Annotated in this window: 25 protein-coding genes; all 25 read left to right on the top strand. The window is 48.1% G+C overall.

All coding sequences use genetic code 11. The features are described from left to right. The first annotated feature begins 217 nt into the window (after nucleotides 1–217). The 25 genes from VN447_RS00980 (at nucleotide 218) to VN447_RS00860 (ending at nucleotide 24,610) form a co-directional block, all read left to right on the top strand. Nucleotides 218–985: a formate/nitrite transporter family protein gene (locus VN447_RS00980; protein ID WP_325521897.1), complete on the top strand. Its 768-nt coding sequence runs from the start codon at nucleotides 218–220 to the stop codon at nucleotides 983–985. Between the two features lie 312 nt (nucleotides 986–1,297). Further along, complete coding sequence (locus VN447_RS00975; RefSeq protein WP_325521895.1) at nucleotides 1,298–2,101, top strand: FAD binding domain-containing protein; 804 nt, start codon at nucleotides 1,298–1,300, stop codon at nucleotides 2,099–2,101. Next, complete coding sequence (locus tag VN447_RS00970; protein WP_325521893.1) at nucleotides 2,092–2,547, top strand: (2Fe-2S)-binding protein; 456 nt, start codon at nucleotides 2,092–2,094, stop codon at nucleotides 2,545–2,547. The genes VN447_RS00975 and VN447_RS00970 overlap by 10 nt, the downstream gene beginning before the upstream one ends. Next, nucleotides 2,544–4,820 (top strand): xanthine dehydrogenase family protein molybdopterin-binding subunit, encoded by a 2,277-nt coding sequence (locus tag VN447_RS00965; RefSeq protein ID WP_325521891.1) that lies wholly within the window; start codon nucleotides 2,544–2,546, stop codon nucleotides 4,818–4,820. Before VN447_RS00970 ends, VN447_RS00965 begins: the two co-directional genes overlap by 4 nt. Nucleotides 4,821–4,954: 134 nt before the next feature. Next, nucleotides 4,955–6,259, top strand: a complete 1,305-nt coding sequence (locus tag VN447_RS00960; RefSeq protein WP_325521900.1) for a nucleobase:cation symporter-2 family protein — start codon at nucleotides 4,955–4,957, stop codon at nucleotides 6,257–6,259. A gap of 103 nt (nucleotides 6,260–6,362) precedes the next feature. Next, the gene (gene yqeB / locus VN447_RS00955) at nucleotides 6,363–7,154 is read left to right on the top strand and encodes a selenium-dependent molybdenum cofactor biosynthesis protein YqeB (RefSeq protein ID WP_325521889.1); all 792 of its coding nucleotides are present in this window, start codon (nucleotides 6,363–6,365) and stop codon (nucleotides 7,152–7,154) included. After that, nucleotides 7,151–7,933, top strand: coding sequence for an XdhC family protein (locus tag VN447_RS00950; protein WP_325521887.1), 783 nt, complete (start codon nucleotides 7,151–7,153; stop codon nucleotides 7,931–7,933). The genes yqeB and VN447_RS00950 overlap by 4 nt, the downstream gene beginning before the upstream one ends. Next, a complete protein-coding gene (locus VN447_RS00945) occupies nucleotides 7,926–8,237 on the top strand; it encodes an XdhC family protein (RefSeq protein ID WP_325521885.1) in 312 nt (103 codons plus the stop codon). The genes VN447_RS00950 and VN447_RS00945 overlap by 8 nt, the downstream gene beginning before the upstream one ends. A 1-nt stretch (nucleotide 8,238) precedes the next feature. Then, nucleotides 8,239–8,994: a selenium cofactor biosynthesis protein YqeC gene (gene yqeC, locus VN447_RS00940; RefSeq protein WP_325521884.1), complete on the top strand. Its 756-nt coding sequence runs from the start codon at nucleotides 8,239–8,241 to the stop codon at nucleotides 8,992–8,994. 23 nt (nucleotides 8,995–9,017) lie between these two features. Further along, nucleotides 9,018–9,596, top strand: a complete 579-nt coding sequence (locus tag VN447_RS00935) for a nucleotidyltransferase family protein (RefSeq protein ID WP_325521882.1) — start codon at nucleotides 9,018–9,020, stop codon at nucleotides 9,594–9,596. A gap of 180 nt (nucleotides 9,597–9,776) precedes the next feature. Next, a complete protein-coding gene (locus tag VN447_RS00930; protein ID WP_325521880.1) occupies nucleotides 9,777–10,271 on the top strand; it encodes an HPP family protein in 495 nt (164 codons plus the stop codon). Between the two features lie 105 nt (nucleotides 10,272–10,376). Continuing rightward, nucleotides 10,377–11,378 carry an anaerobic sulfite reductase subunit AsrA gene (gene asrA / locus VN447_RS00925; RefSeq protein ID WP_325521878.1) on the top strand — a complete coding sequence of 334 codons (1,002 nt, stop codon included), beginning with the start codon at nucleotides 10,377–10,379 and terminating at the stop codon, nucleotides 11,376–11,378. Next, on the top strand, nucleotides 11,375–12,169 hold the full coding sequence (gene asrB / locus VN447_RS00920) for an anaerobic sulfite reductase subunit AsrB (protein ID WP_325521876.1): 795 nt from the start codon (nucleotides 11,375–11,377) through the stop codon (nucleotides 12,167–12,169). Before asrA ends, asrB begins: the two co-directional genes overlap by 4 nt. Before the next feature lie 14 nt (nucleotides 12,170–12,183). Then, nucleotides 12,184–13,137 carry a sulfite reductase subunit C gene (asrC, locus tag VN447_RS00915; RefSeq protein ID WP_325521874.1) on the top strand — a complete coding sequence of 318 codons (954 nt, stop codon included), beginning with the start codon at nucleotides 12,184–12,186 and terminating at the stop codon, nucleotides 13,135–13,137. Between the two features lie 128 nt (nucleotides 13,138–13,265). Next, nucleotides 13,266–14,546: a 4Fe-4S dicluster domain-containing protein gene (locus tag VN447_RS00910; RefSeq protein WP_325521872.1), complete on the top strand. Its 1,281-nt coding sequence runs from the start codon at nucleotides 13,266–13,268 to the stop codon at nucleotides 14,544–14,546. A gap of 220 nt (nucleotides 14,547–14,766) precedes the next feature. Further along, nucleotides 14,767–15,666, top strand: a complete 900-nt coding sequence (locus VN447_RS00905) for a radical SAM protein (protein WP_325521870.1) — start codon at nucleotides 14,767–14,769, stop codon at nucleotides 15,664–15,666. A gap of 19 nt (nucleotides 15,667–15,685) precedes the next feature. Next, nucleotides 15,686–16,111, top strand: a complete 426-nt coding sequence (locus VN447_RS00900) for a VOC family protein (protein ID WP_325521868.1) — start codon at nucleotides 15,686–15,688, stop codon at nucleotides 16,109–16,111. Nucleotides 16,112–16,278: 167 nt separating this feature from the next. After that, nucleotides 16,279–16,533, top strand: a complete 255-nt coding sequence (locus VN447_RS00895; protein ID WP_325521866.1) for a zinc ribbon domain-containing protein — start codon at nucleotides 16,279–16,281, stop codon at nucleotides 16,531–16,533. A gap of 318 nt (nucleotides 16,534–16,851) precedes the next feature. Further along, complete coding sequence (pflB, locus tag VN447_RS00890; protein WP_325521864.1) at nucleotides 16,852–19,080, top strand: formate C-acetyltransferase; 2,229 nt, start codon at nucleotides 16,852–16,854, stop codon at nucleotides 19,078–19,080. Nucleotides 19,081–19,201: 121 nt separating this feature from the next. Continuing rightward, nucleotides 19,202–19,948, top strand: coding sequence for a pyruvate formate-lyase-activating protein (gene pflA, locus VN447_RS00885; RefSeq protein ID WP_325521862.1), 747 nt, complete (start codon nucleotides 19,202–19,204; stop codon nucleotides 19,946–19,948). A gap of 522 nt (nucleotides 19,949–20,470) precedes the next feature. Next, nucleotides 20,471–21,571 (top strand): methylornithine synthase PylB, encoded by a 1,101-nt coding sequence (pylB, locus tag VN447_RS00880; protein WP_325521860.1) that lies wholly within the window; start codon nucleotides 20,471–20,473, stop codon nucleotides 21,569–21,571. Continuing rightward, a complete protein-coding gene (gene pylC, locus VN447_RS00875; protein WP_325521858.1) occupies nucleotides 21,562–22,731 on the top strand; it encodes a 3-methylornithine--L-lysine ligase PylC in 1,170 nt (389 codons plus the stop codon). Before pylB ends, pylC begins: the two co-directional genes overlap by 10 nt. Nucleotides 22,732–22,752: 21 nt before the next feature. Beyond that, nucleotides 22,753–23,592, top strand: coding sequence for a 3-methylornithyl-N6-L-lysine dehydrogenase PylD (gene pylD, locus VN447_RS00870; protein WP_325521856.1), 840 nt, complete (start codon nucleotides 22,753–22,755; stop codon nucleotides 23,590–23,592). 26 nt (nucleotides 23,593–23,618) lie between these two features. Further along, complete coding sequence (gene pylSn, locus VN447_RS00865; RefSeq protein ID WP_325521854.1) at nucleotides 23,619–23,942, top strand: pyrrolysine--tRNA(Pyl) ligase small subunit; 324 nt, start codon at nucleotides 23,619–23,621, stop codon at nucleotides 23,940–23,942. A gap of 32 nt (nucleotides 23,943–23,974) precedes the next feature. Then, on the top strand, nucleotides 23,975–24,610 hold the full coding sequence (locus tag VN447_RS00860) for a corrinoid protein (protein WP_325521852.1): 636 nt from the start codon (nucleotides 23,975–23,977) through the stop codon (nucleotides 24,608–24,610). The last annotated feature ends 111 nt before the right edge of the window (nucleotides 24,611–24,721 follow it).

The raw sequence follows: 24,721 nt of genomic DNA, 5'->3' as shown, positions 1-24,721 counted from the left end.
GACTAACCCGCTCTAAGACTCCCATCTTCTACAAGTGGGAGTTATACCCAAAGGGCACAGGCGAGCGGCTAAGTCCCTGGATAAGGGCGACTAACCTTCAGATGGGGTTAAAACCCCACCTGAAGCTAAGTCTACTTTATTGGAGCCTATATATTTGAATAATTTTCTGGCGGCCATGGAAAAGGTATGAATAGTTCCAAATTAATGGAGGTTTTGTATGTATTCTGAAGATATCGCAAAGCTTTGTGATGCAGCTGAAAAGAAGGCGGAATTTCTTAAGTTAAGTAAAAGCAAATATTTGTTGTCCTCAGCCTTGGCAGGCGTGTACGTTGGATTCGCGGTTCTTCTGGTATATACGATTGGCGGCTTATTATCACAAGTGAGTTCGCCTTTCGTGCGAGTTGCAATGGGCTTGTCTTTTGGTATTGCTCTCAGCTTGGTCACTTTCGCTGGTTCTGAGTTATTTACAGGCAACAATATGACAATGACAGTAGGCAGTTTAGAAAAGAAGACTACAGTGATGGATTTGCTAAAGGTTAATGTTATTAGCTTTATCGGCAATTTGCTAGGCTCAGCAGTACTTGCAGGACTGTTCATCAGTGCAGGGTTAGCTACAGGCAGTACTGCTATGTTTATCGGGAAAATCGCTCAGACTAAAATGTCGTTGCCGTGGACTGAACTGTTAGCCAGGGGGATACTCTGCAATACGCTTGTATGCCTTGCTATTTGGTGTTCTATTCGTGCTAAGGACGAAACAGCAAAGCTGATTATAATTTTCTGGTGCTTATTTGCCTTTATCACAACAGGGTTTGAGCATAGTGTTGCTAATATGACACTGCTTTCTGTGGCCCTGCTCATGCCTGGCGAGGCAGTCGGATCATTAGGCGGCTTTGTTTATAATATTGCAGTAGTTACATTGGGGAATGTTATCGGCGGCGCACTGGTGGTCGGAACATCCTATTGGTATATTTCAAAAAAGGATTGAATTCACTAGGTAGTTGGCGCCAATAGTACTAAGGTTTGAAACAGAATCGAGGATTTATCGGTTCTGTTTTTTCCTTTTTGATTATGATTGTTCGATTTTTCCAGGAGATGGACATTCAATATACGTTCTGAGCAAAATATTATTATTTATAAATGACTGCAAATTACCGCGAAATAGTGACAAAAACGAAAATAACTCAATATAAATGCGAATTGAAGATATAAAAATGTGTTTTCACAATTACACCTATATGATATAATTCGAACTATATTGGGTAAAATCAACCGAACGTTCGGCAGTGGGGGGTAAAAATTGTTCACGTTGCTTAGCATAGCGCAACCAGAAACGCTGCAAGATGCCTATAAAGTACTGACCGCAAAAAAGAGCAACGCCATACTTGGCGGCTGCGCCTATCTCCGGATGGGTTCTCAGACCATTCATACCGGGGTGGATTTATCTAAACTTGGCTTAGATTTTATTAAAGAACATGACACATATATTGAAATCGGTGCAATGGCTAGCTTGCGTGATGTTGAAACCAACTCTGCCATTAACAAATGTTTTAGCGGTGTATTATCAAAGTCGGTGAGGAGCATCATCGGCGTGCAGTTCCGCAATGTCGCCACTGTTGGGGCATCGGTATTTTCCCGTTACGGTTTTTCAGATTTTCTCACTGCTTTGATGGCGCTTGATACTGAAGTAGAGCTATATAAGGGCGGGCGCCTGACGCTTGCTGAATTTATGGATATGCCCCGTGCCAAGGACATTTTGATTAAAGTAATTATTCATAAGACAAATCGCACTGCAGCCTATCTGACGCTGCGCAATTCGCAGAGCGACTATCCTGTTTTGACTGTTGCCGTCTCCAGGCTTGACGCTGACTGGAAAATTGCCGTTGGTGCAAGGCCAACCCGTGCCAAACTGGCTGCTCAGGCGGCAGTGTTACTGGCTAACGCTGGGAGTGATGTGACACCAGACGTCTTGGAGCAGGCAGCGAAAATAGCAGCCGAGGAGTTGCCATTTGGTGCTAACATGCGTGCTTCAGCCGAATACCGGAGCGCGATGTGCAAAACACTGGTCAAACGAGCCATTGCGGAGGTAGCAGCATGCAGATAGAAGTCATTATTAATCATCAGCGTGTATCCTTAGAAGTGCAGCCTGATGATTTTCTTGTTGATACCCTGCGCAAACAGGGACTGTTCAGTGTAAGAAGAGGCTGCGATACAGCCTGCTGTGGCCTGTGTACCATCTGGCTTGACGGCCGGCCGACACTATCTTGTTCGACCCTGTCGTTTCGCGCCCATGGTAAACATATTACGACAATAGAAGGTCTCCAGCATGAGGCTGAGGGTTTTGCCAGATTTATGGCTGCCGAAGGCGCCGATCAATGCGGCTATTGCAGCCCTGGCTTTATCTTGACCGTTCTTGCTATGAAAAGGGAACTGGTGAATCCTAATGAAGCGGACATCATCCACTACTTGACAGGCAACCTATGCCGCTGCACCGGCTATCAGGGGCAGCTCAGAGCCGTCAAGAAATACCTGGGGGTAGCAGAACAATGAAATGTGTAGGTAAAGGGATAGCCAAAACAGATGCAATGGCAATTAGTACTGGAAAACCGGTATACACCGAAGATTTGTCTCCAGCTAACGCGCTTGTGGTAAAAATTCTTAGAAGCCCTCATGCGTATGCCCGGATTAAGTCGATAGATACAACCAAAGCGTATGCCGTAAAAGGCGTCGAATGTATTCTTACCTATAAAGATGTGCCCAAAGTACGGTTCACACTGGCAGGACAGTCTTATCCGGAGCCATCACCCTATGATCGGTTGATTCTCGATCAAGTAGTCAGATATGTTGGCGATGAAGTGGCTGTTATTGCGGCTGTTGATGAAAAGACAGCCAATGCTGCAATGAAAAAAATCAAAGTTGAATATGAAGTGTTTGAACCGGTGCTTGATTTTGAACAAGCGATCGGCCATTCCTCTGTTGTTCATCCGGAAGCCGACCTGCATTGCAATTTTGACATTGGTATGGACAAGTCCCGCAACATCTGCTCATCTCACAAGGTTGAAGTAGGCGATGTAGAACAGGAACTCAAAAACTGTGACATTGTTATTGAAGAGACCTACTTTACCCAGGCGCAGGCTCATGCCATGATGGAAACCTTTCGCGCCTTCACTTATCTGGACCATACCGGCAGACTGGTGATTGTCAGCTCAACGCAAGTGCCGTTCCATATCAGACGGCAGGTTGCGCGGGCATTAGACCTGGCAGCAAGCAAAGTACGGGTTATCAAACCGCGTATTGGCGGTGGTTTCGGCGGTAAGCAGTCAGGCTCAGGCGAGGTATTTGCCGGGCTGGTCACACTGAAGACAGGTAAGCCGGCCCTGTTTATTTATAGCCGGACTGAAACCTTTAGCTGTACTACCAACCGTCATGCCATGCGGCTTAAATTGAGGCTGGGTGCTGACAAAGACGGCTTTATCCGTGCCCTTGATATTGAAAATTTGTCTGATACTGGCGCATATGGCGAACATGCCTCCACGACATTCATGGTGTGCGGCGATAAAACGCTGCCGCTTTATAACAAAACCCGGGCTGTCCGGTACCATGGCCATGCTGTGTATACCAACAAAATGCCAGCAGGGGCGCTTAGAGGCTATGGCGCTACCCAGGGTACGTTTGCGCTGGAGTCTGCGGTGAATAAGCTGGCCGCACAGCTCAATATGGATCCTGCTGAACTCAGGCTTAAGAATTTAATCAAAGAAGGCGAAACCTGCCTGGTGTATCATGGTAAAGTGCTTGGCAGTTCGGCCCTTGACCGCTGTATTCAAAAAGGCAAAGAACTGATCGGCTGGAACGATAAATACCCCCGCCGCGAGCTCGCGAACGGCAAGGTGCGGGCGATCGGCATGGCAGTAACCATGCAGGGGTCAGGTATTGCCGGGATTGATACTGCCTCTATCGAAATCCGTCTTAATGATGATGGCAGCTATACCCTGCTTACCGGCTCAACCGATATGGGAACAGGCAGTGACACGGTACTGGTGCAGATTGCTGCCGAGGTATTGGAGACTTCGCTGGATAATATCGCTGTTCATGCGGCAGATACTGACATTTCTCCCTATGACCCTGGTTCATACGCCTCAAGTACGGCCTATGTTACCGGCATGGCTACACTGCAGGCGGCTGAAGAATTAAAGCAAAAGATTATCGCCCAGGGCGCTAAGCTGCTGGCTATTAATCCTGAGCAGCTTAAATTTGACGGTGAGAATCTCACTGCGCTTGATGGCAGCAAGTCCATGAGCCTGGTGAAACTGGCAGAACTTATGGTGTTAGGTGCAGGTAAGCTACAATTGGTGGGTCACGCAACCTATGGCTCCCCGATATCGCCGCCGCCATTTATCGCCGGGTTTGCCGAGGTGGAGGTTGATCCGGAGACCGGTGTAACCGAACTGATTGACTATGTGGCGGTAGTCGACTGCGGCACAGTGCTTAACGCCAACCTGGCGCGCATTCAGGTAGAAGGCGGGATTGCCCAAGGCATCGGCATGGCCATGTATGAAGATGTCCGGTATGACGAACGCGGTCATATGCAGACAAATACCTTCATGCAGTACAAGATCCCCTGCCGCAAGGATGTCGGCAAAATTACAGTGGCTTTTGAAGCCAGCTACGAACCCACAGGGCCGTTTGGCGCAAAGTCAGTCGGCGAGGTTGTTATCAACACGCCGCCACCGGCCATTGCCCACGCTGTATACAATGCGGTAGGTGCTACTGTGACCCGGTTACCGATAACACCTGAAAAGGTGTTTATGGGAATGAAGAAGTGAGATTGTTTCACATAGGAGCAGATTTTTGCTAAAAGGTCGTACTTATATACGGCTTTAAGATATAAACCAAAATAGCAAAATTATAAGGGGGAGAATTAGTGCAAAACAACCAATTGAAACATCCTGTTGATGAAATGCTGCCTTTTGGCCAACTATTTACCTACGGTCTGCAGCATGTTCTGGCTATGTATGCCGGGGCCGTGGCTGTGCCGCTTATTATCGCCAACGCGTTGGGCTTAAGTAAAGAGCAGCTCATTTACCTTATTAATGCCGATTTGTTCACCTGTGGTATCGCCACCCTGATCCAGACGCTTGGCTTCTGGAACATGGGTATCCGTATTCCTATCATCCAGGGGGTAACCTTTGCTGCTGTAACACCGATGATCATCATTGGCAAGACACACGGCTTGACGGGTATTTATGGTTCGATTATTGTCGCCGGTATTGTAACATATTTAATGAGTCCGTATTTTAGCCGTCTTATCCGTTTCTTCCCGCCTGTAGTTACTGGTACGATCATCACTATTATTGGTGTTACGCTCATGCCGGTAGCTGTGCGCTGGGCAGCCGGCGGTAATCCGGCAGCCAAGGATTTTGCCGCCTTCCCGTATATCTGTATGGCTCTTATTACCTTGGTGCTTGTGCTATTCTTCTATCGCTATTTTAAAGGTTTCTTAAGCAATATTGCCGTTCTTTTGGGATTAATTTGCGGCACCGTGATTGCCGCCGCATTTGGCATGGTGAATTTCTCACAAGTGCCTACTGCCGGTTGGATCGGTATTACCACACCCTTTGCCTTCGGTATGCCGACTTTCGACTTTGCGTCAATTTTGGCCATGGTATTGGTCATGCTGGTCGTAATGACTGAAACAACGGGTGACTGTATCGCGGTTGGCGAGATCATTGAAAAGCCTGTTACCCAGGAAGATTTAACCCGTTGTCTGCGCGCCGATGGTTTCTCGACAATGCTGGGAGGTATTTTAAACAGCTTCCCGTACACAGCGTTTGCCCAAAACGTTGGTCTTGTCGGCTTAACCAAGGTGAAGAGCCGCTTCGTTGTGGCCGCAGCCGGCGCTATTTTGGTACTTCTTGGTTTATTCCCCAAACTGGCGGCCATTATCGCCGCTATACCCAGCCCGGTGCTGGGCGGCGCCGGCATCGCCATGTTCGGTATGGTTGCTGCCAGCGGCATAAAGACATTGTCCAAAGTTCAGTTTGACGGCACTCATAATATCATGGTTGTTGCCGTTAGTATGGGCGTTGGCATGATTACGCTTGCGGTACCTAACTTTTACCACAACTTCCCCAGCTGGGCGCAGGTAATACTCCACAGCGGCATTACTGCCGGCAGTGTGGCGGCAATCATCCTGAATGCCGTCTTAAACGGCACAGATAAACCTGCCGAGCCTGCCATCGGTAAGCAGGAATATATTGGGTAATTAGCGAAAGAATAAAGGCGACAGCCCTAATGGGCTGCCGCCTTTACTTATTATTGCAGCAAGGGAGAATAACCCTCCCCTAGATACTACAAGGAGTTGCCATATGGATAAAATAATCATAATCAAAGGCGGCGGCGATCTGGCAACAGGCATTGCCCACCGCCTGCAGCAGTGCCGCTTTCACGTGGTGATAACCGAGATACTTAAGCCGACTGTTGTCCGGCGAACAGTAGCTTTTGCCCAGGCAGTGACCGATGGTCAAGCTGTTGTTGAAGGCGTAACTGCCAAACTGGTAACAGGTGAGCAGGTCAGAGAGACGCTGGCTGCTGGTATCATCCCGGTTGTCATTGATCCTGTCGCGCACTGTGTGGCAGCATTTAAGCCACAGGCGGTCATTGACGCTATTATTGCCAAAAAGAACACAGGAACGAACATGACTGATGCGCCGGTAGTCATTGGCATAGGGCCGGGGTTTACGGCGGGAATTGATGTTCATGCCGTGATTGAGACAAAGCGCGGCCATGACTTAGGCCGGGTTATCTACCAGGGACCCGCTATCGCCAATTCCGGTATTCCTGGTGAAGTGGGCGGCTACACCTTGGAACGGTTGATCAAAGCGCCAGCTTCTGGCGTATTCACTGCCTGCCGGGACATTGGCGACACGGTTGTTGGCGGCGAAGTTGTCGGGCATGTCGGCGATCGACCGGTCAGAGTGGCAATTACCGGTGTGCTGCGCGGCCTGATTCAAGATGGCCTGACAGTAGCCGAAGGCTTAAAAATTGGCGACGTTGATCCGCGCTGCCGCCCGGAACATTGCTATACTATTTCAGACAAAGCCCGGGCCATCGGCGGTGGGGTCTTAGAAGCATTATTGCACATGGGGGTGGAGAGATGAAAAAAGATATTTTTGTACGTCTCCAGCAACTTGCCGGAGAGGCTGGAGCCGCTGATATCATCACCCTGATTAGTGCGCCAGCACAGCAGGCTGGCAGTATTGGGCAAATGATGCTCATTACCGGCGGTCAGTATGAGGAGCCCTTAATTGATGAAGAGTTTACCAGGCTTATTATGGCAGAGGTAAACAGGGCCGAATGGAAGCGGCCAATGCTCATTACCATAGAGTATGCTGGCTGCCAATACCGTATCTTTTGGGACAAGCTGTCCCGGCAGAAGTCAGCTCTGGTGCTTGGGGCAGGTCATATCAGTCAGCCGCTGACCCAGATGCTGGCGATGGTTGGCTATGCTGTGACAGTCGTGGATGATCGCCCGGATTTTGCGTGTACAGCACGGTTTCCTCAAGCTGAGCAGGTCGTTTGTCAGAACTTCAGTCAGGCGCTGGAGGAACTTAGCCTGTCTCGGTTTGGCGCGATCATTATTGTGACACGGGGCCATCGCTCTGATATGGAGTGCCTGAGGGCCGTAATTGATCAACCGGCAGCATATGTTGGCATGATTGGCAGTCAGGGGCGGGTTAGAGTTGTTATAAACACTCTAATTGAGGAAGGCTTTGACAAAGATGCATTAGCCCGGCTGCGTGCACCGATTGGTCTTGATATCGGGGCTGAGACGCCGGCTGAGATTGCTCTCGGTATTGTTTCTGAAATTGTGGCTGTTAACAGGAATGCCAGCTGCCAGCCGATGTCAGAGAAGCGGAGGGGTAAAAATAATGGATGATACTATGGTTCAGGCTATTTGTGCTGTACAACAGTCTGGTGCTAAAGCAGCGCTTGTCAGCATTATTGCCACACGCGGTTCAACGCCGCGCAAGGCAGGGGCAAAAATGCTGGTTTATCCCGACGGCCGGGTATTTGGCACCATTGGCGGCGGCTGTGCCGAAGCTGAGGTTAGGCTGCAGGCGCTGACGGCCCTGGATGACAACCGATCTTTCACATATAAAGTGTTAATGACAGGCGATACGGCAGCCAACGAGGGTATGGCCTGTGGCGGAGTTATGGAAGTATTCGTCCAGGTAGTGTAATATGCTATGGGATGCTTTGGGGGTTAGCCAGCCGGGCGTGACTGCCTGTGTCGGCGCGGGCGGCAAGACCTCACTGATTCAATCGCTGGCCACCCGTGCAAGTATACGGGGATGGCCGGTTCTAGTTACAGCAACGACAAAGATGTTTTATCGCCAGGTAGCCGGGTATGAGTTGGTTTTGGCAGATGATGCTGCCGTAGGCGTGGCACAAGTGGTTAAAGCACTGCAAACAGGCAAGCCAGCAGCCTGGTTTGCACGGCAAGATGGTGAAAAGGTAATAGGAGTGCCGTCGGGGTGGGTTGACAGTGTGGCCGCCAGCGCTCCAAACACCTATATCCTCGTTGAGGCCGATGGCGCGCGCCGCTCTCTCATTAAGGCTCCGGCTGAGCAGGAGCCTGTTATTCCTGACCGTACCACTACAACTGTCGGCGTATTAAACCTGGGGGCTGTTGGTCAGCCGCTATCGGAGGCCAACACCCACCGGTTGGATTTAGTGTCAGATATTATTAATAAACAGGTCGGTGAGACTTTGGAATGGCTCGACTTAGCCCGGCTGGCCGCGCATCGTCAAGGAATTTTTCAGTATGCCCAGGGAACCAGGATTTTGTTACTCAGTGGGGCTGAAGGCCCAGCCGCCAGGGTAGCAGCCGAGAAAATCTCCGGATATAGTACTCTAGCCAGGGCTGGTGTTGCCCGTGTGATCGTGACTGAAGGCTACGGCTGCGCCATGCAGCCCTGCGAGGTGTATAAGCTATAAATACTAGAATTGGTGCGGTCATTTTGGCGGCAGGTACCGCGAGCCGCATGGGGCAGCAAAAGCTGCTGCTGCCTTTAGGCGGCAAACCACTGGCAGCTCATGTGCTCAGTACTGTGCACAACTTGCAGTGGGCCGATTGTGTTGCCATTATTGGCGAACCGAAGGCTGAGCTGTCTGAGCTGTGCTGTCAGTATTCTATTCGAGCTGTCTTTAATGCCGGGCGGGTTAGCGGTCAGGCCTCCTCAATCACCCTGGCCTTGCAAACACTGCATCATCAATTAGATGGGATCATCTTCTTTCTCGGCGATCAGCCGTTGGTGCCCCAAGCGTTAATTCAAGCCATACTTTCTAGCTTCGCACAGCTAGCAAGCGACAAGGCGATTATTGTGCCCTGTTATCAGGGGCAACGCTATAGCCCGGTATTGTTCGGCAGTCACTGGCGAACCAGTTTGGCAGGTTTGACCGGCGACACAGGCGGGCGGAGCATTATTCGAGAAAATCCTGATTGGATTAGGGAACTGGATTGGACAGACCCTACGCCGTTTTATGACGCTGATACCTGGGAAGAATATCAGAAGCTAAAAAAGTTGTCAGAGGAATAAATGCCTCGCGACAACTTTTTTTCATGACAGGTACTCTCTTTACAACAGCCATTTTGTTATGACAATCTCGCGGGGACGGTAGTGATATATATCACTGGCAGCCTCTTTAAGGCGTGCTATAATGTGAAACCACGTTGACGTCATTCAAAACCATATTTACCTGGTTGAAAGGAACTAAATATGAGTACCGCGCGCAGTATATTATATCGTAAATTACATCTTAACCATGTGCTATTATCGTCTTTAGGCAGTTTTTCAGCTGTCGGGATTATTGCATACATATCGGTAACTACTGGGCATGCTTTTTTAATTCCCCCTTTTGGCGCAACCTGCTATATTGCCTTTGTCCTTCCTGATAGTGCGTTTGCCCAGCCGCGCAATATTATCGGTGGCCATATCCTTGCCTGTCTAATCGGCTTGGCATGTTTGCTGATGTTTGGTTCAAATTGGTGGTCGCAGGCTATCGCTATGAGTGCTGTTGTTGCTATTATGCAGGTCACCCGCACCGTTCACCCGCCTGCAGCGGCTACCACTATTCTAATTACATTGCAAGGGGGCGTTGACGAAACGGGTATCTTTACAACCGTACTAGTTGGGAGTATGTTGATCATCGGTATAGCAATATTGTTTAACAAATACATAGTGAAACACAATTATCCCCATTATTGGTGGTAAAAATGGCAAGTGTTGTCTGAGCGGTTTGTGATTGATATCACAGACCGTTTTTTGTTATGCGTGTAACATGAAGATAAAACGATTAAAGGGGGCGGAGGCAAGCAAATGGCGTACAAAATGACAATAGAACGCTGTAATCAATATCTCCGGAGCTGGCAGAACGACTACAAGATTTACGCACCGGTGGTATTTCCCGGGAAAGGTAGCTTTACCAACACGGATTCTGTCAGATATAAAGAAATCAATGCTATTGAGGAGATTGCCTTTGATCAAAAGTCGGACTATTCAGCTAAAGAGATCCTGCTACCCATTACCCAAACCTTATTCTATTTTACTGAAGATAACTGGACAGAACCCAAGATAAGTGATAAAAAAATCCTGATTTTTGCCCGGAGCTGTGATATTCATGCGATCAAACGATTAGATGAACTCTATCTTCGTAACGGCTTTGAAGATCCGTATTACAAGGTTTTCCGCGAAAAAGTACGGTTTGCCTTGATTGAGTGTCAGAATAGTTTTGCCAACTGTTTTTGCGCCAGTATGGGGACAAATTCTACAAACGATTATGACTTGTTTGTCAGGTTAGCTGGTGAATCTGTCTATGTTGGCGTGAATAATAACGAATTCAGCTGCTTTGATGAGCCCCGGTTTCAGGCAGAACCACAGTTTGTACAGGAAAACTCCGTTACAGTAACGGTTCCTGAGAATATAGTCCTTACTGAGGTGGCCGAGTCCCCGCTATGGAAGGAGTATTCAGCCCGTTGCCTGGGCTGTGGGCGGTGTAGCTTTGTTTGTCCAACCTGCAGTTGTTTCTCAATGCAGGATATTTTTTACAAAGAGAATGCCAATGCCGGTGAGCGCCGGCGGGTGTGGGCCTCTTGCATGGTTGACGGCTTTACTGACATGGCAGGCGGACATGGGTTCCGCAAGGGAAAAGGCGAGAGAATGCGCTTTCGCGTTATGCATAAAATCGGCGACTACAAAAAACGGTTTGGTTATCACATGTGTGTCGGCTGTGGCCGTTGTGACGATATTTGTCCGGAATATATCTCGTTTGCCAACTGTATTAATAAGCTGGCTAAAGCAGCAGAGGGGGCGAAAATATGAGTAATATCTATAAGCCTTTTAGATCACAGATTTTGAAAATCGTGCCGCACACCGACATTGACTATACCTTTTTTATGGAATATACCGGCCCTGTTAAGCCCGGGCAATTCTTCGAGGTATCTATCCCTAAATACGGTGAGGCCCCGATCTCGGTGAGCGACATTGGCGATAACTATATCGGTCTTACCATTCGGCGGGTTGGTGTTGTAACCAATACGATTCATGAATTAAAAGAGGGCGATGCGCTATTTCTGCGTGGGCCTTATGGCAATGGGTTTGATGTTGGCCTGTATAACAAAAAAGAAATTATCGTCGCTGCCGGCGGCACCGGCCTGGCACCGGTAAAAGGCATTGTCGATTATTTCGCCGCCAATCCCGGGGAGGCTGAGTCGTTCACGCTGCTGGCCGGGTTTAAGTCACCCCAGGATATTCTTTTTAAAGCTGACCTGGAAAAATGGCAGAAGACGGTAAATGTTGTCATGACTGTTGATAAAAGCAATGACAATTCGTACCAAGGTAATACCGGTCTAATTACCGCATATGTCAAAGATATTCCTGTGTCCGATATCAGCCAAGCCCAAATCATCGTAGTCGGGCCGCCGCTTATGATGAAGTTTACCGTAGCCGAGTTCTTGAAAAACGGGGCTCTTGAGGAAAATATCTGGGTTTCTTATGAACGAAAAATGTGTTGCGGTGTAGGCAAGTGCGGTCACTGCAAAATGGACGATACCTATATCTGCCTGGAAGGCCCGGTGTTTAACTATGCCAAGGCCAAAACGCTGCTGGATTAGGGGAGGGTGACAACATGAGCGTAGATATTAACACCAAAATTTTAAAAAAGAACGCGTTTCGGGTTACTAAAGAACGCTATAAGACGGCAGCTAGAATCAGGGTGCCGGGCGGACATCTTGACGCCAAATATTTAGAGGTTATCAGGCAAACAGCCGAACTCTACGGCAATGGTACTGTACACCTGACTACCAGACAAGGGTTTGAGATCCCTGGTATCGCTATGGATAAAATTCCGGAAGTCAACGCGATGCTGCAGCCTGTGATCGAAGGGCTCAATATCAGCCAGATTAGTCCGGGCAGCGGCTATCCGGCGGCCGGTACGCGTAATGTATCTGCTTGTATCGGCAGCAAGGTGTGCCCTTTTGCCAATTATGATACCAGTGCCTTTGCCCAACGCATTGAGCAGGCGGTATTTCCGAACGACTATCATGTTAAAATCGCCCTCACCGGCTGCCCTAATGATTGCATCAAGTCCAGGATGCACGATTTTGGCATTATCGGCATGAATGAGCCTCAGTATGACGCCTACCGGTGTGTGGGCTGTCAGGCCTGTGTTACTAACTGCAAGAAGCGGGCTGGCGGCGCGCTAAAATTCGAAAACTTCAAGGTCGTTCACGATGACGAAAAATGTATCGGCTGCGGCGAGTGTGTACTCAAATGTCCTACCGGTGCCTGGAGCAGAAGCAGTATAAAGCTGTACCAACTTGTCATCATGGGCCGGACAGGAAAGAAAAACCCCCGTATTGCCCAGCCCTTTATCCGGTGGGTGGATGAAGCCAGCATTCTTAAAATACTCAAGAACACCTACCACTATATTGATGAGTTCATCGACAAAGACGCCCCTGGCGGCAAGGAACATGTAGGTTATATTGTTGACAGGACGGGTTATCCGGTATTTAAAGAATGGGTTTTGAGAGAGGTCGCACTGAACCCCGAAGCCCAGGTGGCCGAGCACATCAACTGGTAACAGGTGCAATCTACCCCGCACAACGTGCCAATATCAGTCTTTTCTGGTATAATAAAGCAATATGCCGCTTTTGCTTGGTAATCTGGTACTTATCGGCGTATCTGTTTAAGTTGCGGGAGGTCTGACCCTTGGGACACATTGTTAACGGTGAACGCGAATACCGATTGCTGCAGCAGCGTCTTGATCAAAACATAACCGGTGCGCCGTATTCGCCGGTATTTATCCAAATACTCAAGCTGCTATTTTCCCCCGCTGAGGCCACCATTGCCAGGCAAATTCCGCTCCGTCCCACCTCGGTAGCGGCTTTGGCCCGAAAAATTGGCCTTCATCAGGAAGAACTGCAGAAAAAGATACTCATAATGGCGGAAAAAGGTTTAGTCTTTGACTTTGAATACCAGGGCCAGAGTCATGTCGTGTTAGCCCCTGTTGTGATTGGCTTTTTTGAATTTGTCTATATGCGCACCCGTGAAGATTTACCCATGGGCGAGCTGGCTCAGTTGTTTGAAGAGTATATGTATTGTGATGACCGGTTTGCCCGTGCTGTATTCCAGGAGAATACTCAGCTAGGGCGTGCCTTGGTACAGGAAGAGGCGTTGCCGGCAGGTGACTACTCTGAGGTACTTAACTGGGAAAAAGCCAGCCATGTCATTCAGTCGGCCAAGACGGTCGGGTTATCACTTTGCGCCTGCCGCCATAAAGCCAGTCATCTGGAAAAAGCCTGTAACGCACCGCTTAAAACATGCCTTACCTTTAATCATGGTGCAGAGATGCTGATAAAAAAAGGCATGGCTGAACAGTCAAGCGTGAGTGAAGCCATGGCTGTGCTTGAACAGTGTAAACAGGCCGGTTTGGCTCAGATTGCCGACAATGTGCAGCGCACGGTCGGGTTTATGTGTAATTGCTGTGGTTGCTGTTGTGGTATGATTCAAGCGATAAAGACCTTCGATTTAAGGAGTGCCGTTGTTACGTCCAACTGGGTAGCTCACATTGCTGCAGAACAGTGTACCGGTTGCGGCCTATGTATCAAGGCCTGCCCTGTGGACGCAATTGGACTTGATGAAGGCAGTAACGCACGCCCCAAAGCTGTGTGCGAACCCAGCCTGTGTCTGGGCTGCGGGGTGTGCTACTCGGCCTGTAAGCGTGGCTGTATCAGTATGAATGGCCGCGAGCAGCAAGTCATGGTGCCTGAGACAACCTTTGACCGCATGGTCGCTATGGCCATTGAACGGGGAAAACTGAGCAACTTTCTCTTTGACGATCCCTCCCGGCTAAGCCATCGGGCCTTGGGCCGCATTGCCTCTGTTATTGAGAAATCAGCCCCCGTCAAGGCGTTTATGGCGATCAAGCCGATACGTTCGGTCTTTCTGAGCGCCCTGGCCTCAGGCGCAAAAAAGTATACAGAACGATAGAAACAGCGCTCTTATGGGGCGCGTTTTTATTACTCATAAATCAGGCCTGGAAACCAACTATGTCTAGGTTCCTTTTGACAACGCAGTCTGTTTTTGATACATTTTAGATGTCTTATATTCCCATCTGACTCACGGGGACGGTTCTCTTGAGTCATTGAGGCCAAGGCGAAATGACTCAGAAGAACCGTCCCCGTGAGTCTATAATCTTAGATTAGAGGCGATGTATTTGTATTTTGATGATGCTGAGGGAAATGTTTTTCGCCCGCCAAGTGAAGCCTACAGTTTTATTTTACGGGTGACAATTGGGTGTTCGCACAACGCCTGTACTTATTGCAATATGTATCGATCAGTTAAGTTCCGCACCCGTCCCATGGACGAAATAATTGCTCAGATTAACGCCGCTAAACCGTATGCCCAGCACATCCGCCGCATCTTTTTGGCAGATGGCAATGCGCTGGTGCTGGCAACAGATAAGCTGCTGCAGATATTAACTGTTTTGCAGCAGACTTTCCCCCGGCTGCAGCGGGTTTCCTGCTATGCTGGCCCCAAGGATATGCTGAATAAGACCCCGGGAGAACTGATTGCTTTGCGGGAGGCCGGGCTTAAGCTTGTTTATTATGGTCTGGAGTCTGGCGATGAGACCGTGCTTAGAGAGGTCAACAAGGGTGTCAGCGCGGCTGAGGCCATCGAGGCCGGGCGGCGTATTGTTGCGGCCGGTATCAAGCTGTCAGTCATGGTGATTGCCGGTCTTGGCGGCAGAGAAGGCTCCAACCGGCACGCCTATAACACCGCCCAGGCGGTAAACGCCATTCGCCCTAACATGCTGAGCGCGCTGACACTTATGCTATATCGTGGCAGCCAACTGCTGGATCAATTTGAACGTGGTGAGTTTGTGCCGTTGTCACCGGCTGAAATTATGGGCGAACTCTATGAACTTGTAAGTGCTATTGAATTACCGGAGGCAAGCCACTGCCTGTTTAGAAGCAACCATATCTCTAACCATATTGCCCTGGCGGCTACTCTGCCAAAAGATAAGGACAGGCTGCTTGAAGACATTAAAGCAGCCCAGCGCCAATTGGCGAATGTGACTGATTGGGACCCGTATAACAACGTCGAATAATATTGGGGGGAGTTTGCCGATGAGACAAAAGCTCAATATTGTAACCCTTGGTGTGCGTGATTTTACCGCTGCAGTTAATTTCTACCAGAATGGGTTAGGGTGGAAATGTTCAAGCATTAGTGAGGAGAAAATCGCTTTTTTTGATCTGGGTGGCGTGGTACTAGCCTTATATCCATGGGAACTGCTGGCAGAGGATGTTGGGGTTGCTCATGATGGACAGGGTTTTTCCGGTATAACGCTAGCCTACAATGCTAAGAGCCAGGGAGAGGTAGATGCAGTTTTAAAGCAGGTTGAAGAGCTCGGGGCCAAAGTAGTTAAACAGGCGCAAACCGTATTCTGGGGTGGCTATAGTGGTTATTTTGCCGATCTGGACGGACATCTGTGGGAAGTGGCCTGGAATCCGTTTCTTGAGTTCGATAACAAAGACAGTTTAATCTTACCTTAAATAAAGTGAGACTTAGCTTCAGGTGGGGTTTTAACCCCATCTGAAGTTTAGTCGACCTTATCCAGGGACCTAGCCGCTCGCCTGTGCCCTTTGGGTATAACTCCCACTTATAGAAGATGGGAGTCTTAGAGCGGCTTGGTCATCGGATAAAAATACGGAGGTGCACTATGGATAAGTTTTGTCAAAGCTGCGGAATGCCGCTCAATGGTCAAGACCTGTTAGGGTCAGAGGCAAACGGTACTAAAACGGAAGAATACTGCATGTACTGCTATGAAGGCGGGCAATTCAAACAGCCTGAGCTAACGCTGGAAGATATGGTTGAGCATTGTGTACCACACATGAAAGAACATGGGATGACTGAAGCTGCCGCCAGAAAACTGCTGCGCGAGCATCTGCCTAACTTAAAAAGATGGCGTAAATAACAAATTAGGGGGTGGTTCTAAGAACTGCCCTCTAATTTATGTGATTATATCAAAATTTTAGAATAAAACTACTTTTTGTGAACTACTGGACAAACTTTAGCAATGTGTTGCATAATGAATACACAGGCGAAAAAGTTGTCGATTCAACTCGAACGATGTAAGTTTTTGTCTTGAAATTTAATGGTTGCCGATTGCAGACCGGGCGGAACAGGTAAGAGGTACACGGTTTTGTATGAGGTGAAGGCCGACCGCCTGGGCATTCATGCCAGGCGGTCTTATATTGTAATTGTTTGAATATTTCAAGAGGGGGATCTACACATGAAAGCATGGGAAGGATTCAAAGGACAAGTTTGGCAGGAGAGCATCAATGTTCGTGACTTTATCCAGCAGAACTATGCTCCGTACGCAGGTGACAGCCAATTCTTAGCAGGTCCGACTGTCAGGACAACCAAGCTATGGGAGCAATGCTGCGAACTGATAAAGCAGGAAATCAAAAACAACGGCGTTCTTGCTGTTGACGCTACCAAGGTATCAACCCTTACTTCTCACGGCGCGGGCTATATAGATAAAGACTTGGAGACTGTATTTGGTCTCCAGACAGATGCTCCACTCAAGCGCGGCGTTATTGTCAATGGCGGTATTCGTATGGCCGAGCAAGCATGCGAGGCGTATGGTTATAAGCTGGATGAGCGCATTAGCGACATCTACCATAATCATGCGACAACCCATAACGCCGGCGTATTTATGGCCTATACTGAAGAAATGAAACTGGCTCGCAGCACTGCTATTATTACCGGCCTGCCAGATGCGTATGGCCGGGGCCGGATTATCGGCGACTATCGCCGGATTGCGCTCTATGGCATTAACCGGTTAATTGAAGCAAAAAAACAAGACTTACATGAGCTGGCAAAGAGACCCATGACGGAAGAGGTTATTCGCCTTAGAGAAGAAGTTTCCCGCCAAATTGGTGCACTCAAAGAAATGATCACAATGGCTAAAGCCTACGGCTTTGACCTGTCCCGTCCGGCTGAAACAGCAGCTGAGGCTGTGCAATGGCTGTACTTCGGCTATCTGGCTGCCATTAAGGAACAGAACGGTGCAGCCATGTCTCTAGGCCGGGTTTCTACCTTCCTTGATATCTATCTTGAGCGAGACTTGGCTCAGGGCAGCATCACCGAAGAGGAGGCCCAGGAACTGATTGACCAGCTTGTTATCAAGCTAAGACTGGCACGTCAACTGAGAACTCCTGACTATAATGAGCTGTTTGCCGGCGACCCCTTATGGGTGACCGAGGCCATCGGCGGCGTGGGTATTGACGGCCGTCCGCTAGTGACCAAAACTTCTTTCCGCACCCTGCATACGCTCTACAACCTCGGCCCGGCACCTGAACCTAACCTGACTGTGCTCTGGTCAACCGAGCTGCCTGAGAACTTCAAGAAATTCAGCGCTCAAGTGTCGATTGACACCAGCGCTATCCAATATGAGAACGATGATGTAATGCGCCCGTCTTACGGCGATGACTATGCAATCGCTTGCTGCGTATCAGCCATGCGAGTGGGTGAGCAAATGCAGTTCTTCGGCGCCCGTGCTAATCTGGCCAAAGCACTCTTGATGGCCATCAACGGCGGCCGCGATGAAGTCAGCGGCCAGCAGGTAGCGCCTGTGCTTCCTGCTCTTGACGGCGAGTTCCTTGACTATGAGGCAGTCCGCCAGAACTACTCTGTTGTCATGGATTGGCTTGCCGGCCTTTATGTCAACACTATGAATCTGATTCACTATATGCATGATAAATATGCGTACGAAAGAGCGCAAATGGCACTGCACAACACAGAAGTCGGCCGTCTCATGGCCTTCGGTATTGCCGGTCTGTCAGTTGTGGCTGATTCACTGAGTGCCATCAAACATGCTAAAGTTAAGCCAATTCGCGACGAGCGCGGCATTGCCACCGATTTCGAAATCATTGGCGAGGCTCCCTGCTACGGCAATGATGACGAACGGGTTGACCTCATTGCCCAAGAAATCACTGCCGAGTTTTCTGCCAACCTGAAAAAGCATCCGGCCTATCGCGGTGCTGAGCAAACTCTGTCAGTACTGACAATTACCTCAAATGTAATGTATGGCAAGAAAACCGGTTCAACACCTGATGGTCGAAAGGCCGGTGAAGCCTTTGCCCCTGGTGCTAATCCTATGCATGGTCGTGACCAGCGTGGTGCACTGGCAGCCGTCAACTCAGTTACCAAACTGAGCTATGAAGACTGCCGTGACGGTATCTCCTACACCTTCTCGATAGTACCTGGTGCCCTCGGCAAGTGCTGCGATTCACGGGTGAACAACCTGACTGCTGTACTTGACGGTTACTCAGAAAATAACGGTCACCACATCAATGTCAACGTACTTGACCGCGCTGTACTGGAAGATGCCATGGAGAATCCCGAGAAATACCCGCAGCTGACCATCCGCGTTTCAGGTTATGCTGTAAACTTTATCAAACTGACGCCTGCCCAACAGCGGGAAGTTATAAGCCGTACCTTCTACGAAGCAGTTTAAGAGAACAAGATTGCCACGCTATCTTCGATGCTGTTATGCCGGACTAGGTATTAATTATTGATTTAGTATCGGTAATACGTCGCGTAGGCACGGTGCAATGACGGTAAACGGAGGAAGAACTATGTCACAGCAATATGGATACTATCATTCTGTAGAAACTTTCGGAACTGTTGACGGCCGGGGAATTCGCTATGTACTATTTCTGGCCGGATGTTCTTTAGGCTGTAAATTCTGTCACAACCCGGATACCTGGGTACGCGGCGAAAAAACCATCAGTGTCGAAGCAGTAATGGCCGATATAAAAAAATATCGCCGTTACTATGAAGCCTCAGGCGGCGGCATCACCATCTCAGGCGGTGAGCCACTCCTGCAACCTGATTTCGTGGCCGAGATCTTTAAACAATGCCGTGAAAAAAAGGTGCATACCACCCTTGATACGGCAGGCAATTGTCCGGAGGAAAACCTAGACTGCGTACTGCCGTATACTGATGCCGTACTGTTCAGCATAAAAGCGGTTGATCCTGTGAAACACCGCTGGCTGACTGGCGCCGACAACACCAGGATATTGGCTAATCTAAAAAAAGTATCAGCAGTATTGCCTGTTGCTCTGCGCTATGTCGTCATCCCCGGTATAACCAACGGCAGGGATGACATTGATGCCTTGGCCGAAATGATAAAATCTTTACCAGGCCAGGTTGCTGTAGAACTGCTGCCATATCATACATTTGGCCGGAAAAAGTGGGCCCAGCTTGGTAGAGCCTATCTATTAGAGGGTGTACCGGATGCGACGCCGCAAGATATGGCCAAAGTACAGGCACTGTTGAAAGAGCACGATATTGACGTTTTATACGAAACCAAGGCAGGTTAACAGTGAGGAGCCAGCGCCGGATGACCGGACGCTGGCTCTTTTTTGCAATTGAGTTTTTTATTATTAAAGCTTGCACAAAACTTGCATTAATGTAAGAATATAAATATACATGGGGGGTAGATCGAATGGATCACACGGACTCTAAATTCGTGCAGGCGGGTGAAACTCCCGTACTCCCCGCCAAACATACATCTTTGTACTCTTAACAAGGAATATAATAAAATTGGATTTGGCTCAGCGAAAAGCTGAGCTTTTTTTATTGAAATCAAAAGTTAAGAATGACTTACAAACAGTACCCTTGACTTGAATTTTAAACTTACAAAAAGCACGCTGATTAGTTCAAATGTGCTTGGCCCTGCTTCTTATTAGGCAATCTCAGGGGTTTTCGTGATTCCAAAGGATACAACAGAGGCTGGCATAGAATTTGCATCGCATTAGGGTATTGGATTAAGAGTGAGTTCGTGCAAAATACAGAGTTGAAAATGAATCAAGTAGTTTAGTGGAAGCAAAGGAGGTAACTGCATGAAAGTGTCTAAGCTGGACGAAATTCTTAAGAAAGCGGAACAAGAAACATTGCTTAGCCATAAAGAAATTTTAAGTTTATTGAGTATAAGCTCGCAAAATGAGCTAGATAGAGTTACTTTAGCCGCACGAAAGCTCCGAGAGCGGTATTTCCAGCACAAAGTGTTTTTTTACGGCTTTGTTTATTTTTCTACATACTGTCGTAACAATTGCACATTCTGCCTCTACCGTAAATCCAATCAAAGTTACCCTCGCTATAGAAAAACTTGTGAAGAAATCAGGTCCACAGCCCAGCGTCTAGTTGATTCAGGGGTACATTTGTTAGACCTGACAATGGGTGAAGATCCCCTATATCATAATTCAAAAAACGGATTTAGGGATCTTGTTCAAATGGTGAGAGATCTTAAACGGGAAACTAGAACTCCGATAATGATTTCTCCAGGGGTGGTATCTGAGGAAGTTCTTTGGGAATTCAAAGAAGCAGGTGCCGATTGGTACGCCTGTTACCAAGAGACTCATAATAAAACACTCTATAACCGTTTGCGAATTGATCAGAGTTATGATGAACGGATGAATAGGAAGCTATCGGCCAAGGAAATGGGCTACTTAATTGAAGAAGGATTGTTAGCAGGCGTGGGGGATAGCAATGAGGACATTGCAGATTCGATCCTTATGATGAAAAAACTGGGAGCCGATCAAGTTCGAGTCATGACATTTGTTCCCCAGGAAAATACTCCGTTAGCGGATTGGGGAACTAATTCTCAGTTTCGTGAGTTGCTGATCATTGCAGTCATGCGTCTGGTTATGCCAGACCGCTTGATTCCTGCATCATTAGATGTTGATGGCTTGAAGGGATTAGACAAAAGGCTAAATTCCGGAGCAAACGTCATTACCTCGATTATTCCGCCTTCATCAGGCCTGGCAGGTGTTTCTCAAAGCTCACTTGATATTGGTGATGGCAACCGTACTGTTGAGAAGATCATTCCGGTTCTCAAGATCAATCATTTGGAACCTGCAACTCAGGGTGAATATCAAGCCTGGGTTAAGTCTCGACAAGCGTTCCTCACAAACCCGGAGAGAGGAGGGTTTAAATGCGGGTAGCGGTTATCGGCGGTAAGTTGCAAGGGGTGGAAGCAACTTATTTAGCAAAAAAGGCAGGTTGGGAAGTCGTTTTATTTGACCGAAGGGAACAGGCCCAGGCGACTGGGCTTGCTGATACGTTTCATTGTATGGATATCCTCACTTCTACGGAAGAAGTCATATCCCGCCTTGCAGGAATTGATCTAATTCTTCCCGCCATAGAGGATGCAGCGGTCTTAAAGGCTTTGGAAGAAATATCAAGAATTACCCAAATTCCATTAGCTTTCGATGCTGATGCCTATGCTGTTTCTTCATCAAAGCGCATCTCCAACCGACTGTTTTTTGATCTGGCTATTCCATCCCCACGTCCATGGCCAGATTGCGAGTTTCCACTTGTTCTAAAGCCTTCAGGACGGAGTGGGAGTGAGGGTGTTCAAATTACTCATACACAAGAAGAACTAGATAACCTCCGTAGTCAGAATTCAGATGATGATTGGATCATAGAAGAGTATTTGGACGGACCTGCCTACTCGATTGAGGTTTTTGGATTTGCCGGGGAGTACCGGGTATTTCAAGTCACCGAATTGGAAATGGACCCGGTGCATGATTGCAAACGGGTTCTAGCTCCAACAGAGCTTGACTATCGGCTAATGGGTGAAATTCAGGAGCTTGCCCTGAAATTAGCCAGTGAACTCTCATTGAAGGGGATAATGGATGTTGAGGCCATACTTCATAACGGCAAGCTAAAGGTGCTGGAGATTGATGCCCGGTTACCGAGTCAGACCCCAACTGCGGTCTATCATTCGTCGGGAATCAATATGGTTGAGTGCTTAGGCTACTCCTTTGTACAGGGAAGTCTGTATATTCCCATTCCTAAGCGGCCTGTGCAGCATGAACGCTATGTCATTTACGAGCATTGTAAAGTGACCTCTGAGAAAATTGAGGTTTCAGGTGAACATATTTTGGCGGAGGCAGGGCCACTAAAGCAAGTGAAGGATTTTTTTGGCGCAGATGAAGTTTTGACTGACTATACTCCGGGAAAGAAAGAGTGGGTATTAACCTTAATAACCCGGGGATCGAGCCCTGAGAATGCATGGGATAAACGCGATATGGTTCTTCAAAGAATTCAGATGGCATTTGATATCCCTGAGGTTCTAGACCCCTATCCCCCGAGTTGCTGAACTTTAAGGAGTTGAAAGCGTATGACTCGTCTAAGAGAGAGCGACATTAATCGAATCGTGTATCAAATGGAACAGTACAACCAAGAGTTATTAAGTAAAACAGGACATACGCTTTCCGAAATAGCCGCTCATGCTGTTGGCATAAAGTGTATGGATGGGGCGAAAGCACGGGACCAAGGGCCCATCGCCGTTATTCCAATGACCTGCGGCCAGGGAGTAATCGGTGGGTTCTCAGAGACTGTCGCGGGAATCTTAACCTTTCTCGGGATCCAGGCGTTTGTCACAAATTCCTCAGATGCCAAGGGATTTGCAGAAGCACTGGAGCGAAAGGCAGAAATTCTCTTCATGGCTGATGATGACCGATTTATTGCAGCTTACCTGAAAACAGGCCGATACTCTGATAATAGTCAGGCAACAGGTAAGGGTTATGTAGCTGCTTTAGATTATATGACAGGAGGAATTAAAGACCAAAGCGTACTCATATTGGGGGCAGGTCCAGTAGGAACTGCTGCGGCCTTTTCCGTTCTCAATTTCGGAGGGAAAGTCCATGTTTATGATAAGAACGATCAGGCAAGCGCTAAATTAGCTAAAGATGTTTTAACTTGTTGCGGGCAGGGTATTCACATCGAGAAAAACCTGGACTCGGCCTTGAAAGGTCATCGAATAATCGTTGATGCGTGCCCTGAAGCTGAGTTTATCACACAGGACCATCTTTATTTCGATAGTTATGTCGCAGCCCCAGGGGTGCCTTTAGGGATTCACGCCAAAGCCTTAGAACGAATCAAGACTCGGCTGATTCATGACCCACTCCAATTAGGAGTCGCGACGATGCTTTATGACATAATGACAAAAGAATCTTAAAATAGGCTCAAAGGAGGCGAAATCGAGTGAGCCAGGCAGCAAAAGAAAAGAAGCGGTATTATCGAAAAAATGTTGATTTTTTTAATTTGGTCGAAAAGATCAAACTCTGGCCATCTCGTAATGGAACACTGCATGGAATTAAGTCCATGACCCGAAGGGGAGACCTGGCAGAGATTGTGACCCACTGTAATCGACGGTTTGTCATTCATAATTCCAGACACAGCCGAGCAGCTCGCTGGATGAGGAATAAATGGTTCTTTGATCTCTGTCCAACATGTAGGGTACCTGAATGGAAACTCCAGAAATATTCATCAACTGTGATGAGTCAACATTATGGTGCACGTCTTTAAACTAATAATAAAAATCCAAGGGGGAAAAAAGAATGGCAACACTAAATCAACTTGCCCAAAGCGTAATTGCCGGTAACGTAGATCAGGTAAAAGATCAAGTCAAATCGCTTATTTCCAGTGGAACCGATCCTGTTGAGATCGTCAATCAAGGCTTAATTGCCGGAATGAATGTCGTTGGAGCCCGTTTTAAAGCAGGGGATATGTATGTTCCTGAGGTTTTGATGTCTGCTCGTTCCATGAGTTCCGGTCTCGAATTGGTTAAACCGCTGATTGCTGAAAAAGATATCCAAAGCCGGGGAAAAGTGGTCATAGGTACGGTAAAAGCGGATCTTCATGACATCGGGAAGAATCTTGTATCGATGATGATGCAAAGCGGTGGTCTTGAAGTGATTGACATCGGCATCGACGTTTCACCGGAAAAGTTTATTGAAGCAGTTCGAGAGCATAATCCGGATATTGTGGGGATGTCAGCCTTGTTGACAACGACGATGCCGGCAATGCAAGACACGATTGAGCTTTTGGAAGAAGAAGGACTTAGAGACAAAGTTAAAGTCATCGTTGGGGGAGCGCCGGTATCGCAAGAATTCGCTACTTCGATCGGTGCTGACGGGTATGCTCCTGATGCGGCTACGGCAACAGATCTTTGCAAAGAACTTATTAGTGCGTAAAAATTATAAAGTAGACTTAACTTCAAATGGGGGTTTATCCCAGCTGAATTTTTAGGTTATCTCTACTAGGGCTAACCTTTTTCTTTATATATATGTGATACTGTATTGGAT

Source organism: Sporomusa sp. (assembly GCF_035561155.1).
In the GTDB taxonomy this organism is placed as follows: Bacteria; Bacillota; Negativicutes; order Sporomusales; family Sporomusaceae; genus Sporomusa.
This window is presented reverse-complemented; position numbering and strand designations above follow the sequence as displayed.

Excerpts from the sequence above, each read along its gene's own strand:
- VN447_RS00980 (WP_325521897.1), top strand. The coding sequence starts at position 218 with ATGTATTCTGAAGATATCGCAAAGCTTTGTGATGCAGCTGAAAAGAAG.
- VN447_RS00970 (WP_325521893.1), top strand. The coding sequence starts at position 2,092 with ATGCAGATAGAAGTCATTATTAATCATCAGCGTGTATCCTTAGAAGTG.
- VN447_RS00965 (WP_325521891.1), top strand. The coding sequence starts at position 2,544 with ATGAAATGTGTAGGTAAAGGGATAGCCAAAACAGATGCAATGGCAATT.
- VN447_RS00960 (WP_325521900.1), top strand. The coding sequence starts at position 4,955 with ATGCTGCCTTTTGGCCAACTATTTACCTACGGTCTGCAGCATGTTCTG.
- yqeB (WP_325521889.1), top strand. The coding sequence starts at position 6,363 with ATGGATAAAATAATCATAATCAAAGGCGGCGGCGATCTGGCAACAGGC.
- VN447_RS00950 (WP_325521887.1), top strand. The coding sequence starts at position 7,151 with ATGAAAAAAGATATTTTTGTACGTCTCCAGCAACTTGCCGGAGAGGCT.
- VN447_RS00945 (WP_325521885.1), top strand. The coding sequence starts at position 7,926 with ATGGATGATACTATGGTTCAGGCTATTTGTGCTGTACAACAGTCTGGT.
- yqeC (WP_325521884.1), top strand. The coding sequence starts at position 8,239 with ATGCTATGGGATGCTTTGGGGGTTAGCCAGCCGGGCGTGACTGCCTGT.
- VN447_RS00930 (WP_325521880.1), top strand. The coding sequence starts at position 9,777 with ATGAGTACCGCGCGCAGTATATTATATCGTAAATTACATCTTAACCAT.
- asrA (WP_325521878.1), top strand. The coding sequence starts at position 10,377 with ATGGCGTACAAAATGACAATAGAACGCTGTAATCAATATCTCCGGAGC.
- asrB (WP_325521876.1), top strand. The coding sequence starts at position 11,375 with ATGAGTAATATCTATAAGCCTTTTAGATCACAGATTTTGAAAATCGTG.
- asrC (WP_325521874.1), top strand. The coding sequence starts at position 12,184 with ATGAGCGTAGATATTAACACCAAAATTTTAAAAAAGAACGCGTTTCGG.
- VN447_RS00905 (WP_325521870.1), top strand. The coding sequence starts at position 14,767 with ATGTATTTGTATTTTGATGATGCTGAGGGAAATGTTTTTCGCCCGCCA.
- VN447_RS00900 (WP_325521868.1), top strand. The coding sequence starts at position 15,686 with ATGAGACAAAAGCTCAATATTGTAACCCTTGGTGTGCGTGATTTTACC.
- VN447_RS00895 (WP_325521866.1), top strand. The coding sequence starts at position 16,279 with ATGGATAAGTTTTGTCAAAGCTGCGGAATGCCGCTCAATGGTCAAGAC.
- pflB (WP_325521864.1), top strand. The coding sequence starts at position 16,852 with ATGAAAGCATGGGAAGGATTCAAAGGACAAGTTTGGCAGGAGAGCATC.
- pflA (WP_325521862.1), top strand. The coding sequence starts at position 19,202 with ATGTCACAGCAATATGGATACTATCATTCTGTAGAAACTTTCGGAACT.
- pylB (WP_325521860.1), top strand. The coding sequence starts at position 20,471 with ATGAAAGTGTCTAAGCTGGACGAAATTCTTAAGAAAGCGGAACAAGAA.
- pylC (WP_325521858.1), top strand. The coding sequence starts at position 21,562 with ATGCGGGTAGCGGTTATCGGCGGTAAGTTGCAAGGGGTGGAAGCAACT.
- pylD (WP_325521856.1), top strand. The coding sequence starts at position 22,753 with ATGACTCGTCTAAGAGAGAGCGACATTAATCGAATCGTGTATCAAATG.
- VN447_RS00860 (WP_325521852.1), top strand. The coding sequence starts at position 23,975 with ATGGCAACACTAAATCAACTTGCCCAAAGCGTAATTGCCGGTAACGTA.